Source organism: Streptomyces sp. NPDC047515 (assembly GCF_040643055.1).
GTDB lineage: Bacteria > Actinomycetota > Actinomycetes > Streptomycetales > Streptomycetaceae > Streptomyces.
On the sequence record NZ_JBEYTM010000037.1, the window covers coordinates 1 to 14,406 of the forward strand.

Consider the following 14,406-nt stretch of genomic DNA (forward strand, 5'->3'; position numbering starts at 1 on the left):
GGTCCGAACTCGTCGATACAGAAGACGACTTCGGGCTCATCGTCCTCGGGTATGACCTCGCCGTCGGCGATGGCGTAGAGGTGTTCCACCCGCGCCTTCTTGGCCGCGTAGTCGGGGTCGCGGGAGGTCTTCCAGGTCTTCAGGCGTTGAAAGGAGACGCCTTCCTCGCGGAGCAGGATGCGCAGGCCCTCGTGGCTGATGTCGTCGACCACCCCCTCGGCGACCAGGAAGTCCGCCAGCTTGGTCAGGCTCCAGGTCGAGAACGGCAGGTCGTGCTCGGCCGGCTTCGACTTCGCGATCTTCTTGATCTCGCGCCGCTCGGGCAGCGTGAAGGTCTTCGGCCGGCCGCCGGAGTACTTCGGATAAAGAGAGTCGAATCCGTCGGCGTTGAAGTTGTGGATCACATCCCGGACGCGGTCGTCGCTGGTGAACGTCACCTCGGCGATCTTCGCCACCAGCATGCTCTGAGCGGACAGCAGGACCATCTGGGCCCGCCGCCAGGTCACCACCGACCCGGTGCCCCTGCGGATGATCCGCAGTAGCCTCCGGCCTTCGTCGTCATCAATCTCGCGTACGCGTACTCGTTCTGCCACACGCACACGGTGACCGCCGCCTGCCGTCCGGAAAAGGATCCCGGGCGGCGCGTCACATCACAACAGGGCAAACGTTGCCTGATCCGGCACTAGCGAATCTCTCCTGGGGTGCTGGGTCCGTGGGGGCCCAGTTGTTGCTGTTCATCGCCGCCTGGCACGGCCGGGTCGTCTCCACGGGCGGCGATGTCGAGTGGATTCAGTGGCAGTCAGGCACCACCGAGCTCCTGCCCCGCCGCATCGTCGGCCGCACCCCACGGCCCGCTCTTCCTCACCGCCCGCAAAGCCCCCGCCCGCGCCCCGCCCCCGGACACCTGGCCGACCGCCGGCCGCGCACGACTGTCCCACCGCCGCGCGTCAGAGCTTCAAGATCACCCGTGGCCCCTTCTGGGCTTGCCCCGGCGATCCCCCGACGGGCCAGGACCTGTCACCCCTGCGGGCCGGACGCGGGCAGGGACAGGGAGCGATGCCATCGAGCACGCACCTGAAACGTTGACATGCACCCGCCGTACGGTGAATTCTGATGCGCGAATCTCCAATGTTCCAAGCATGTCTGCGCAGACATCACCTACTTCGCTGTTCGGTACGAACGGAGAACACTCCTTGCGGATCCTTCAGAACCGCCCCGGCCAGGCGACGGTCGGCACGCTCTCGGTCATCGTCCTCGCGCTCACCGCGTTGACCGTGCCCGCCCCGGACGCGCAGGCCGCGGCCACGCCTTCCGGCACCCTCGACAGCACCACGAAGAATGTGACATGGCAGAGCCCGGTCTACGCCAAGGGGACCGTCGACTCGCCCACCAAGTGCGGTACGCCCGACGACGACCCGGACAACGCCGTCTGCGCGCGCTTCGACCTGGCCGTGAACCCGCCCGCGGGGCAGTGGGACGACAACCCCGAAGGGGGTGTCCCCGTCTCCATCCAATGGGAGACACCCACGGACGACTTCGACATGTACATCTATGACTCGGCCGGCAAGCAGGTGGCGTCCAGCGCGGGCACGGCCGACCCCGAGTCCGCGGTCATCCCGAAGGCGTCCGGCACGTATCGCGTGGTCGTCGTCCCCTACGACGTGCACAACAATTCCTTCAGCGGGAAGGCGTACCTTCCCGAGGCCACCGACGCCGGAGATCTCACCGGCTTCAGCGGCTCAGACGGCAGGTACGAGATCGAGGCCGGTGCTCTCAAGGCCCGCGCCGAGTTCTTCACCGACAGTACGCTGAGGCTGCAGGCATCCCCGGACGGCGTCCTCGCCGACCCCGAGGACAGCCACATGATCCGGCAGCGTCCCACGGCCCAGCGGCACACCAAGTCCTTCGACGCGGGCAGTTATTACGGCATCCGCTCCGGAAACGTGGTGATGCGCGTCTACAAGAGTCCGCTGCGCTTCGGCCTCTACAAGGCCGACAACCGCACGGCCATCTGGCAGGAGGCCGATCCGCTGCGTTGGACCGGTGGCGGCATGCGGCAGAGTCTGGAGCGCGGTGCCACCGAGCAGTTCTTCGGCGGCGGTGAGCAGAACGGCAGCTTCTCGCACCGCGATCAGATCAGACACGTCGGCAACAACACCAACTGGAACGAGGGCGGTTACAACAACTCCCAGCCGTTCTACCTCTCCACCGCCGGCTACGGCGTCTTCCGCAACACGATGACCCCCGGCATCTACGACTTCGGCTCACCCGTACGGACCGGGCAGCAGGAACGACGGCTGGACGCCTACTACTTCACCGGTGACACCAAGACGGTCATCGGCAAGTACACCTCCCTGGTGGGCAAGCCGTTCATGCCGCCGGTGTACGGGCTGGAACCCGGCTCCGCCGACTGCTACCTCCACAATGCCAACCGGGGCGAGCGCCACACCCTGGACGCGCTGAAGGTCTCCGACGGCTATGTACAGAACCAGATGCCGCTCGGCTGGATGCTCGTCAACGACGGCTACGGCTGCGGTTACGAGAAGCTTCCGGAGACGGGCGCGGGTCTCAACAAGAACCACGCCCAGCTCGGTCTCTGGACACAGAACGGTCTGCCGGACCAGGCCGAGGAGGCCAGGGCCGGCGTACGCGTCCGCAAGCTGGACGTGGCCTGGGTCGGTGGCGGCTACGGCTTCGCGCTGGACGCCTGCGACCAGGCCAAGGCCGGTATCGAGGACAACAGCGACGCCCGCGGCTTCGTCTGGCTTCCCGTTTCCTGGGCCGGGGCGCAGCGCTGCGGTGTGCTGTGGAGCGGTGACCAGAGCCTGTCCTGGGACTACATCCGGTGGCAGATCCCGACATACGCCGGTGCGACCCTGTCCGGCATCGCGTACAACACGGGTGACGTCGGCAGCATCTACCGGCACGACGCCAAGATGTACACCCGTGACCTGCAGTGGAAGGCGTTCCTCCCGGCCATCATGACCATGGACGGCTGGGCGAGCGACATCACCACCAAGAAGCCGCACGACCAGCAGCCGTGGCTGGACGGCGAGCCGTACACCTCCATCAACCGCAAGTACCTGCAGCTGAAGGAGCGGCTGCTGCCGTACATGTACACGCTGTCGAAGGACGCCACGAAGACCGGTGTCGGCGCGGTCCGCCCGCTCGCATTGGAGTACCCCGACGACCCGGCGGCACTGGGACCGAACGCGAAGTACGAGTTCCTGGCCGGACCGGACTTCCTGGTCGCACCGGTGTACAGCGACACGGACGTCCGTGACGGCATCTACCTGCCGAAGGGCACCTGGACCGACTACTGGACGGGCAAGACCTACCGGGGCCCGACCACGATCAACGGTTACAAGGCACCGCTCGACACCCTGCCGCTGTTCGTCAAGGGCGGGGCGATCGTGCCGATGTGGCCCAAGGGCACCCTGTCCTGGGAATCACGGGACAAGGGCCAACTCGACTACGACATCTACCCGCAGGGCACCACGGACTACACGCTCTACGAGGACGACGGCGTGACGAGGAAGTTCACGGAGGGCGCCTCGGCCACCCAGCGGGTGCGGGTGCAGGCACCCCTTCACGGCGACTTGGGCGACACCACCATCAAGGTCGGTGCGAGCGTGGGCAGTTATGAGGGCAAGGCGTCAGCCCGCTCGTACCGCTTCACGGTTCATGGCGAGGACGCACCGACACAGGTGGCCATGGGCAGTGACCGTCTGCACCGCGTGGCTTCCTCGGCCGCCCTGGCATCGGCCACGTCCGGCTGGTACACGGACCCGGCAACCGGAATGACGGAGATCAAGACATCGCCCGTCTCCACCGATCACGGCTTCACCCTCGATCTGCGGCGCCGATAGCACGGGCACAGGACCACGAGTACGGGAGTGGGGACCGTCTGCGAACGGTCCCCACGTCCGTCGGTCACACCCCATGGGTGCTCCTGCACCGGGTATCGATGCCGTCGGGCCGCGCCATCGTCCCTACGTCACTTCTTGACGCCGATCCCACCGAAGGCGTCCACATCGGCGGACACGGTCGCGCTGTCGGCATCGGGCCGCCACTCACTGAGTCGGACGAAGCCGGGTTCAAGAATCCGCAGACCGTCGAAGACGGTGACGATCTCGTCCGGTTCGCGGACGTAGTACGGCACCGCACCGCTCTCGATGTAGGCCTTCTCCGCGGCAATCATGCCCGCACTGGTACGGGTGCCGTCGTACACGACCAGGTGACTGCCCGACGGCAGGCCCGCCATCAGCCGGTCCACCACCTCGCAGGCCCGTCCGAAGTCGCCCGCGTGGCCGAGTATGCCGAGCAGCATCAGCGCTACGGGCAGGTCGAAGTCGAGGGTCTTGGCCGCTTCGGCGAGGATGGCGTCCGGGTCGTACAGGTCGGCGTCGATGTAGTCGGTAACCCCTTCGGGTGTGCTGGTGAGCAGGGTGCGGGCGTGGGCCAGGACCAGCGGGTCGTTGTCGACGTAGACAATCCGCGCATCGGGGGCGATGCCCTGGGCGACCTCGTGCGTGTTGTCCGCGGTCGGCAGGCCGGTGCCGATGTCGAGGAACTGCCGGATGCCCCTCTCCTCCACCAGATGGCTCACCGAGCGGTGCAGGAACTGCCGCCCCGCCACGGCGACATCGACGAGCCCGGGGAAGAGCGCCTTGATCTGATCGCCGATCTCGCGGTCGACCTCGTAGTTGTCCTTGCCGCCCACGAAGTAGTTCCAGAAACGGGCGGAGTGAGGCCGCGTCGTGTCGATGCGCTCGGAGACCGGCGTGGCGGGCGGCGTGACGGATGACTGCTGCTCACTCATGGAGACCTCCGAGCGCAAAGTGATCAAGTAGTGGCCTCAACCTACCTGGGGATCACGACAGTTGTGGTCGAGTACGGTCACTGGCGCTTCTGGCGTCAATCGGGCCAACTCCTCCGCCCGCCGCTTCACCGGCCCGAGGTGAGGGTGTCGAGAAGGGCGGCGGTGAACTCCTTGGGTTTGTCGATGTGGACGGCGTGGCCGGCGTCGGGGATGGCGGTTTCGCGGACGGGGCCGCCCGTGGCGGCGTAGTGATCGAGGGCGTGGCGGGTCTGGGCGACCATGGGCTGGGCGGGGCAGTGCTCGGCGCCGGGCCAGCCGGGGACGGCGCCCAGGGCACCGAGGTGGGCGAGGTCGAAGAGGGAGGTGTCGGAGACGATGAGGTCGTCGGTGCCGCGGATCCAGCCGATGGGCGGTTTGGGGTCGATCCGGTGCAGGCCGTCGATGCGGAAGTGGGTGGGGGCCATGGCGTTGAGGACACCTCGGGAGCCAGGGGCGGTGCCGGGCCAGTGGTCGCTGGGACGGGTGTCGCCCGGATAGTGGCCGTCCCCGGTACGGGTGGAGAGCATGGCGTCGACGAAGGCGTCCTCAAGGGCGGGGCGGAGCGGCGGCTTGACGTAGCTGGAGGCGAGAACGGAGCGGGGGGAGAGTGGTGAGTCCTCGCTGCGGTCGCCGTCTTTGAGGCGCTGGACGAATTCGGGGTTGACGGTACCCGCGCCGGAACCGGCGCCGTCGGGGTGGTTGAGTCGGCCGTCCGGACCGTGGGTGCCGCCGAATCCGTAGGGGGAAACCGGGTTGACGAGGGTGAGGCTGCGGACGGCGATGGGGTGATCGCGAAGGTGTTGGAGGGCGATGCCACCGCCCATGCTCCAGCCGACGAGGTGGACGCGGTCCAGGGCCAGGGCGTCACGAAGGGCGGTGAGGTCGTCGCTGTAGTCCCGCAGGCCGCGGGCGGCGTCGACGGGGAGGGGATCGGCGTCGCCGAAGCCGCGGAGGTCGACGGCGAGGGGGCGGTAGGCGTGGGGAAGGTCGAGCATGGTCTGCTGCCAGAAGGTGGCGGCGGAGACGTTGCCGTGGACGAAGAGGACGGGTTCGCCGGTCCGGTCCGGGAGTTCGAGGAGGTTGAGGGAGAGCCGGGGGGTGGCGATGCGTCGGGCGTGGATGCCGGGGAGGAGTGCGGGCGAGGTCATGGTCCGTCCTTCGGTGTGGCGTGGTCAGCCGAGCCAGGCGGCGATCTGGGCGCAGGCGGAGGAGTGCCAGCCGAGTTGGAGGTGGTTGGCGGTGGAGATGAGGGCGGTGCCGGCAACGTTGGCGATGCCGGTGCGGTCGAGAGCACTGTTGACGAAGACCACACCGTCGCTGGGGCCGCGGTTCTCGTTGTAGATGCCGAGGACGCTGGGGGATCCACCGGCGAGCAGGTAGGTGGCGACGGTACCGGGGACCCCTGCTTCGTGGAGGGGGGTGATCAGGGAGCCGGCGTCGATGGCGGTCTGGATGCCGGTGCCGGAGGTGTAGAAGCCCTGGCCACCGTGGTAAGTGGTGTACCAGTCCTGTTGGGTCATGTCGATGCCGTAGGTGGCGTCCCAGCGGGCAAGCATCTGCCGCTGTCCCGGATAGACGTCGTAGCCGTCGGTGGGGGTGAAGGCGAACTCTGGGTGGGCGGTGTAGGTGCCGTAGCAGGTCATGTAGAGGTGGGGCGAGGGGGCGTTGACGCTGCCGCCGCACTGCGGCCAGATGCTGAAGTCGTGGGCCCAGCCGTGGGCGTAGGGGTAGTCGTAGCCGCCGTTGGGGCCGCCGAGGGTGATGAGGCGGCGTACGTCTCCGGCATAGGGACGTCCCCAGGTGGGGCGGAGTGAGGAGACGTAGGCGCGGGTGGACATCTCCCCCTTGCTCCAGCCGACGAGGTCCACCTGGCTGACACCGAGCCGGTCCTTGATGACGGCGATGGCGTCGCCGACCTGTTGGGCCTGCATCAGATTGTCGCCCTGCTTGTGGGCGAAGTTGACGGCGAAGACGCGGTAGCCGCGGGCGGCGAGGTACTGCATGAGTCCGGTGCTGGGGCAGGAGACGGTACCGCAGCCGTAGCCACCGGCCTCGCCGGGGTTGGCCCAGGCCCGGTCGGCGTTGTCGTTGGCGCCGTGGACGAGGAGGACGGGGGTCTGGTGACTGCCGCTGCTCCAGCCGGGGGCGGAGTAGAGGAGGAAACGGCCGGAGTAGGGCTGCTTGACACCGCCGAAGAAGGTGCGTCGCTGACCGTCCTGGTCGCCACGGCCGTCCTGGGGGTACTGCTCGGCATGGAAGCCGCTGGTGGTGTCGAGGTAGCGGTCGACACGGTCCCAGCCGTTGGCGACGGTGGTGTAGGTGGCTTCGAGGCTGAGGTAGCCGGGTGGGGCGGCGTGGGCCGCTGTGGTGGCTGCTCCGAGGCTCAGCAGTGTGAGGAGCATGCCGAGCAAGGTGCTCGTTGCTCTGCGCATCGCGGCTCTCCCGTCCGGGGTGGGCTTGGTGGTCCGGGCCCGCCACGGTAGGACGGTGCGACGGACCTTCCCATGGGGTGAGCAGCCATAGGTACGGGGCGCAGGAGTGTGTCGTCTCGCCATGTGCCGGGTCTCGGGACCCGGGTGTCGAGACCCGGGTCCTCGTGGAGGCCCGGCCCGGTCCGAGCGCGGCCGGGCCGGACGAAGTCGGGCCTCAGGTCAGAGTGTTACGCAAATGAGGGCCGAGGTACCCGACGTACACCAGGCCGGTCTGGGGCCCGTCGTCGTAGAAGTGCAACCGGGGCGCGATGGTGTTGCCGGAGCCGATACGCAGGTGCGCCTGCATGAAGACCACCTCGTCGGGGTGTACCTCCTTCGGCACGGGAAGCATGCGCTCGCGCCGGAGTTTGTCCTTGCGGGCGACGGCGTCCGACTCCCGCATCGCCACCTTGGCCGCCGGGAAGGGGTGGTCACGCGACTCCTCCCCTTTGCACCAGCTGAGAAAGTCGCCGCCTGCTGAACCGTTCGCAGACGCTTTGGCGTAGCAGTTCAGGGCGCGCAGAGCATCCCATGCCACGCGGAGCCAGCTGTCAACGGACTGGCTGTCCAGATCACGGGTGATCTTCGCCTTGCCGGTGAAGGAGAGATACGGCAGCTCGCCGAGCCGGTCGAGCAGGTCGGAGAAGGTCCCCGGATAGTCGAGGTCAAGAGTCTCGGGGGTGGAGTAGGCAGCCTCGTACTGACCGACTTCCGCAAGCCTGTCCTGGAGGAACCGGACCTGGCGCTGTGCGGACCGGAACTGTTCGTACAGCTCCTCGTTCTCACCGCGAAGCTCGTGCGCGGTACGGTCCGCCTTGCCCAGGTCCGATTTGAGTTCGCTGATCCTCTGCGCCTGCGAACTCTCCGTCTCCTCGGCCTCGGCAAGCATCGCGTTCAGGGTCGCGTTCTCGCCGGTGAGCTTCTCGACGTTCGTGCCGTGCTCCTGCGGGCGCGGCCTCGTCCGCTGGATGGGCAGCGAATCCAAGGCACCCGGCAACGGCTGGTACAGGGCCAGACGCTGCGGGAGCGAGGCGAGCGTGGAGGCGGCTCGGCATACATCGGCCTCAATGGTCCGCCGGGACATCACGGGGTGCCGCTGTGCGTCGGGTTTCCAGGCGGGGTCGATTCCCGGGACGTACGTGCGGATGCCACCGCCGAACACCGGGTGGAACTCCAAGGCTTGGTTGAAGGCGGGTTGGGCCTCGGGAGACAGGACGTACAGCACGGCGAGACCGGAGAGATGACTGTACGCCTTCTCCACCGTCGATTCGGCCCAGACGTCGGGGTCGGCGCCGTAGGGAACGCTGGCGACGACGATCGGCAGCCGGCGCTCCGCATCGCAGAGTTCCTCGATGACCTCGGGGACGTCCTCGGGTTCGATGAAGGCGGGCTTGGCCTTCACCTCGGCGAGGCCGTCCCGGGCGTCGAGCGAGTCCAGAAGCAGACGCGCGATGCCGGGGGTCTTCGCACGTGTGGGGTGCTGGTCCGCAACGGTGGGCCGGTGCTCGACATCGACCTGGATCCAGGTGCGGCGCTCGTCGTCCTGTGGGTCGTCCCGGACGACGAGAGTGGACTGCCACGTACCGATCTGCGGCGAGGGTGTCTCGCGCATCCGCCAACGGGTGTACGCACCGTGCCGGCCGGACGACGAATCCCGGTCCAGGGTGACATTGGGGGCGATGTCGTTGCGGCCCTCGTCCAGCGCCGAGGCGTCGTAGCGCTTCTGCTTCTCGAGCCAGGTGTAGAGCTGGCGCTCGGCGTGGGCGGAGGTGGTGACGAAGTCCTGCCGGGTCGATATGACCATGCGGTAGCCACGAGGCTCCATCGGCAATCCTTTCATGGCGGCCGATCGTCTTTGACGGGCCGCCTGGGCTCTGAGCTGTGAGGTTCGGCGGGTCGGGTTCTCGGGGCGGTGGCGGGCGCCGTGGCCCGGGGCGGTGAGGGTGGAGATCTGGGGCTTCTCGTTCGGACCATGCCGGGATCGATCCGAACGAAAGACCCTGGCTCTCGCCGTCGGCCAGGGGGTTGTCCAGAGTAAGCCCGGCGGCAGCCGTGCGGTCGCACTCGGCGAGGATCAAGTCCTTTGTCCGGAAGGAGACTTACGCATCGGTGTCCTGGCCGCGAGTGACATCGACGGTGTGCCGCGGAACGGGTTCGAGCAGGGACTCGTGGATGGAGCGGCGCTCCACCGCGTCCAGATGGCGGCGGTCGAGGCGCAGCCGGGCATTGTGCCCGGTGGTCGCACCGGTTGACTATCGTGATCCCGCGAGCGGGCCGGGGCGGGCAGGGAGTGGACGGATGGGGTACGGACGGGCGGAGTGGGTGCGCGTGCCGGTGGGGGATGACGCGGCGCGGTGGGCCACCCGGGCCAAGTGCCTGCGGGTCCTCGTCGTCGTGCACAACGTGACTGCCGCGACCCGGTTGCTCGATGTGCTTCCGCTGTTCGACGACGACCTGCGTGTCCAGTTGCTGGTGACCTGTACGGGCTCCTCGGCGTTCGCGGCCGGCACGGCCGAGTTGCTGGCCGAGACCGGGGTGCCGGCCCTGCCGTGGGAACAGGCAGTCGAGACTCCGGCGGATCTGGTCGTCTCCGCGAGCTTTGGCGGTCAACTGGAGCTGCTCTCCGGGAAGTTGGCCATTCTCTCGCACGGCGTCGGATACACTAAGAGGCTGGCAACACCGGACACCGGACACCGGACACCGGACACCGGACACCGGACACCGGACACCGGACACCGGACACCGGACACCGGGTCGGGGGCGGGGGCGGCGCCTGCGCCCGTCTTCGGGCTTGCGCCGGAGTGGCTTCTGTCGCGGGGCACTCCTGTCGCGGACGCGCTCGTCCTCTCCCACCCCGAGCAGTACGAACGCTTGAGCGCCGCGTGCCCCGAGGCGGCACCGACCGCCGTTCTCGCGGGGGACCCCTGCTTCGACCGGATACTCGCCGCCCGGCCCTACCGCGAGCGCTTCCGCCGCGCGCTGGCCGTGCGGCCGGGGCAGCGGCTCGTCCTGCTCAATTCGACCTGGAACTCCGATTCGCTTCTCGGTGACGGTGGAGAAGGCAGGGGCGGCAATGGGAGTGATGCCGTGGCTGCGCTACTGGATCGGGTGGCTGCCGAGTTCCCCGTGGACGAGTATCGGTTCGCCGCCGTACTGCACCCCAATGTCTGGCACGGCCACGGGCCCGGCCAGATCCGCGCGTGGCTCGATCGCGCGCGGCGCGGCGGGCTGACGCTGATCGATCCGCTGAAGGGGTGGCGGCAGGCATTGCTGGCGGCCGATGCCGTGATCGGGGACCACGGTTCCGTCACCTACTACGCGGCCGCCCTCGGCACTCCTGTGCTCCTGGGAGCCGCGCCGCTCGACGCCCTCGATCCCGATGCGCCGATCTCCACGTTCATGCGGCGGGCGCCGCGACTCGATCCCACTGCCTCACTGGCGGCACAGATCGAGGAACTCATCGGCCGCCACCGGCCGTTGGCGGGGCCTGCCGTTTTCACCACCTCCGTGCCGGGCGAATCCGCGGTCCGGTTGCGCAGACTCTTCTACTCGATGATGGGCGCGCCAGAACCCGGCCGGCCTGCCTCGCTCGAACCGCTGCCGCTGCCCGACTACGCGCCCGGCACGGTCACCGCCCCCTTGCACGTTCTGTCGCAGGTACTCGGACCGGGAAGGATCGCGGTCAGCCGCTGGAGCGAGCCGCCGGGAGTGAGCCCGGACGAGGGCGCGGAAGCGCATGTCGCCGTGCACGAGGACACCCGTGACGTCGACCAGTTGGATCTGGCCGATGTCATCTTCCGGGACGGGGCGCCCGACGATCCCCGTTTCGGGTCTCCGTCGATCTGGACCGCCGAGGTGCTCCACCGCCATCGCGGCTGTTCCCTGGCGGCGTACGTGACCGGGCCGTCCGAGTGCGTGGTCCGGGTGCGTGGTGAAGAGCCGCTCCGGTTGGTGGCCGTGCCCGCCGCCGGCACGGAAGGGGTGTCCGGCGTTGACCCCGCCGCCTGCGCCTCCGCCCTGTACGCGTGGCTCGCCACCGGCGGACACGACACGGTCGCGACCGACGAGCGGCTCGCACGGGTGGTGGCCGACGGGCTCCGTGTGCGGACGGGCACACGCCTGCACAGCGTGCGGGTCGTCCCTCTGCCCCCTCCGGAATCGGCGAAGTGAAGGGGGCGGACGGGCCAGGGACGAGGACTTACGGGGTGACGCAGCGCTCCCGCATCCGCAGCAGGTGCGACAGGTGGTAATCCGCGCGCTGGCCGTCGAGCGTCGTGATCGCCTCGTCGATCAGGGGCAGTGCCGCTTCGGTGTCCTCACCGTCCAGCCAGGTCTCGGCCAGATCGGTGAGCGTCCGGGCCGTGTTGTACGTGTCGCCGCTCGCCCGGAAGTGGCGCAGTGCGGTCCCCAGCCTCTCCCGGGCCTCCTCCCGCTCACCGAGCCCGCGCAGGGCCCGCCCGCGATGGCGTTGCAACAGCGCCTGGGCACGCGGCAGGTCGGCGGTCCCGTCGTCGTGTGCGCCCATCGTGTTCAGGATGCCGTCCGCTTCGTCGAAGCACTCGTAGGCCTCCCGGTATCGCCACTGCCGCAGCCTGAGCAGGCCCAGGAACTCCACGGCCGAGGCATGGCCTCGCGTGTGGCCGGCCGACTCCTCGGCCAGCGCCGCCGCGCGAGACTCCGTCTCCGCCTCTTCCCAGCGTCCCAACTCGGTCATTGTGTGTGCCAGTTGGGCGTGGAGTGCACCGGCGTCACGGCCTCCCGGAAGATGAGTGTCGGCCAGGCGGGCTCCGATGCGGAGCGCCGGCACCAGCATCTCGTGGTACCCCGCCTTGAGTTGCAGCGGCCACAGGGATCGGCACAGACGTACGGCGATGTGCGGGTCGCCCGACTCCTCGGCGCAGCGAACGGCCTCGACGAGATTGCCGGACTCCGCGAGCAGCGCCTCCAGGGCCGCGGCCCGGCCCTCGTAGCGCTGCCCGGTGCGGTCGTCGGCGGGTGCCGGGACGCGCCAGCTCTCCGGGAGCGCCTGATGCGCCGCCGATGTCGCCAGGTCCGCGTAGCCGAGCAGGGTGCGGGTGAGAGCCGCCGAGCAGGCCGCGATTCCGTCCTCGCGGATCGCTGTCGCCTCGGCGTGTGCGCGGACGGCGGGGCGGTAGTGGTAACGCCCGTCGCCGCTTCCGTCACGGCCGCGTTCCAGGAGCATCAGGTCGGCGAGGTCCGCCAGGATGCCTGCGGCGACCGACGGGTCCTGGCCCGTGGTCCACCCGGCCGTCGCGGCGTCGAAGGCGGGCCAGGCGCGCAGCGCCATCAGCCGGTACAGCCTGGCGGCTTCCGGCTCCAGGAGCCGGTAGTTGTCCTCCGCCACGCAGCGTACCGGGTCGGTCTGCGCCTCGGCCCGGTGGGGCGCGAGCGTCAGGGCGGACAGCCGGTCCGCCGCTGCGCGCAGGGCATACGGCGAACCGCCGCAGCGTGCGAGCAGCGACGGCAGCGCGGCACGAGCCGCGGCAACGGTCGACTTGTCGGTGATATCGGTGAGCAGACGCACCGCGTCCCGGTCCGTGAGCGGCCCGACCGGGACCCTTACGGCGTCGAGGCCGGGGAACGGGGTCCGGGCGACAACGATGGTGAACACCCCCGGCGCCGACGTGAGGAACGGCCTCACCTGGGCCGCCGAATGCGCGTGGTCGAGCACGACCAGGAGGCGACGGTCCGCCACGCACTGGCGGAAGAACTCACCGAGGCGGTCGGTCGCGGGCGGCATCTCCTCGTCCCGCACTCCGAGTTGGCGGAGCAGTGCCCGAAGCACGGTTCCGGCGTCGCGTGCGCTCCCGGCACCCCGACCGCCGAGGTCGGCGTAGATCCGGCCGTCGGGGAAGAGACGGGTCGGCGTGGATCCGAAGTGCACGGCGAGGGCGCTGGAGCCCATGCCGTCCGGGCCGTGCACCAGGGCCAGCCGGGGCCGCCCGTCCGGCCGCCGCGATGCCTCGCGCCGCAGCCGCCTCATCGCCTCCCTGCGGTCCGTGAAGAACCTGATGGAGGCGGGGAGGTGCGACTGCGCGGCTCGGACCGGAGCCGGTCCGCCCGGCACTCGCGCTGCGAACGCACGCCAGTAGGCCGCGAGTTGCGGGTTCGTACGGATCTGCTCGTGGACCATGCGGGCCACGTCGTCCTGTTCACCCGGACCGACGGGCGCGGGGACCTCCCGGCCGATGATGCGCCGTACGACACCGCCGGTCGATTCCCAGGCCCACTTGCCGGCCTCGTTGGCCATCCCCGAACCAACCGCGCCGAGTACCGCCGAAATGGCCGCCACCGAAGTGGGATCCAGCATGTCGCGCACTCCTCGTTCCCGGTGTTCCGCGCGGTGCGCCCTCCCCGGCACCGCCGCTGCCACCATGCGGATCAACGTTAGCGTCAGACAGGTCAATATCCCCTGAACACGGGGAGGATGACCATCTCGATCCGACACGGCAGCCGAACCGCAGTGGAGCGGTGATCACGCGGACCGGCCAGGGTCAGCGGCTGCTGCGCAGAGGCAGTCGGCGGCAGAGCTGGTCGAGGATGCGCTTGAGCACGCCGGCCTTCACCCAGCACGCCAGGGGATGCCGAAGGAGGCAGGCAACGCCCTCCACCGCGGGCACGGTCGGTGCCGTGATCGCGCTCATGGTCGTGCCGCGGGCGGCCATCGATGCGCACGCGGTGCCGCAGGTCGGCACCGACTACGGGTGCTGGCCGCTGCTCGGCCTCGCCGCGACCGGTGCCGCACTGACCTTCTCCCCCGCCTGGACCGCGTCTGCGCGCCTGCCGCCACCGATGGCCCTCGTTGTCACGGACACCCCACGGCGCCCGCGGTACACAAGACCAGTCGGCGGGGCCCACGGCAAGATCGGAGCCACCGGAACCCTCCGCGTCTCCACCGCGCGGACCGCAGCGGACCGCCCCGGACGACGGCGCCCCTCGTCCTCGGCACCGCCGTTGCCGCTCACCCGTGTTGCCTTCCCGGTCCGGTGCCCGCGGGTCCAGCCCATGGGCCGGTGGTCCACTCCACGGTGAACCCGTCGGTCCGGCGCCACG

Annotated in this window: 9 protein-coding genes; 3 read left to right on the plus strand and 6 right to left on the minus strand. The window is 69.4% G+C overall.

Translation table 11 applies throughout. The annotated features are described in order from the left end of the window. A partial coding sequence (locus ABZ826_RS26360; protein WP_361453097.1) for a helix-turn-helix domain-containing protein occupies positions 1-593 on the minus strand: 593 nt, incomplete at its 3' end. 546 nt (positions 594-1,139) lie between these two features. Between ABZ826_RS26360 and ABZ826_RS26365 the strand changes: the two genes are divergently transcribed. Continuing rightward, positions 1,140-3,869, plus strand: a complete 2,730-nt coding sequence (locus ABZ826_RS26365) for a TIM-barrel domain-containing protein (RefSeq protein WP_361453100.1) — start codon at positions 1,140-1,142, stop codon at positions 3,867-3,869. 128 nt (positions 3,870-3,997) lie between these two features. On the opposite strand, the gene ABZ826_RS26370 is transcribed toward ABZ826_RS26365, so the two are convergent. From ABZ826_RS26370 to ABZ826_RS26385, 4 genes are all read right to left on the minus strand, one after another. Next, positions 3,998-4,822 carry an SAM-dependent methyltransferase gene (locus ABZ826_RS26370; protein ID WP_361453103.1) on the minus strand — a complete coding sequence of 275 codons (825 nt, stop codon included), beginning with the start codon at positions 4,820-4,822 and terminating at the stop codon, positions 3,998-4,000. 125 nt (positions 4,823-4,947) lie between these two features. Continuing rightward, positions 4,948-6,009, minus strand: coding sequence for an alpha/beta hydrolase (locus ABZ826_RS26375; RefSeq protein ID WP_361453106.1), 1,062 nt, complete (start codon positions 6,007-6,009; stop codon positions 4,948-4,950). Between the two features lie 24 nt (positions 6,010-6,033). Further along, positions 6,034-7,293 carry a lipase gene (locus ABZ826_RS26380; protein WP_361453109.1) on the minus strand — a complete coding sequence of 420 codons (1,260 nt, stop codon included), beginning with the start codon at positions 7,291-7,293 and terminating at the stop codon, positions 6,034-6,036. A gap of 214 nt (positions 7,294-7,507) precedes the next feature. Next, complete coding sequence (locus ABZ826_RS26385; RefSeq protein WP_361453112.1) at positions 7,508-9,157, minus strand: hypothetical protein; 1,650 nt, start codon at positions 9,155-9,157, stop codon at positions 7,508-7,510. Between the two features lie 473 nt (positions 9,158-9,630). Here ABZ826_RS26385 and ABZ826_RS26390 point away from each other — a divergent pair, with 473 nt between their 5' ends. Further along, positions 9,631-11,502 carry a hypothetical protein gene (locus ABZ826_RS26390; protein WP_361453115.1) on the plus strand — a complete coding sequence of 624 codons (1,872 nt, stop codon included), beginning with the start codon at positions 9,631-9,633 and terminating at the stop codon, positions 11,500-11,502. 28 nt (positions 11,503-11,530) lie between these two features. Here ABZ826_RS26390 and ABZ826_RS26395 read toward each other — a convergent pair whose 3' ends face one another. Next, a complete protein-coding gene (locus ABZ826_RS26395; protein WP_361453118.1) occupies positions 11,531-13,663 on the minus strand; it encodes a tetratricopeptide repeat protein in 2,133 nt (710 codons plus the stop codon). 320 nt (positions 13,664-13,983) lie between these two features. On the opposite strand from ABZ826_RS26395, the gene ABZ826_RS26400 reads away from it, so the two are divergent. Further along, the gene (locus ABZ826_RS26400) at positions 13,984-14,385 is read left to right on the plus strand and encodes a hypothetical protein (RefSeq protein ID WP_361453121.1); all 402 of its coding nucleotides are present in this window, start codon (positions 13,984-13,986) and stop codon (positions 14,383-14,385) included. Positions 14,386-14,406: the final 21 nt, after the last annotated feature.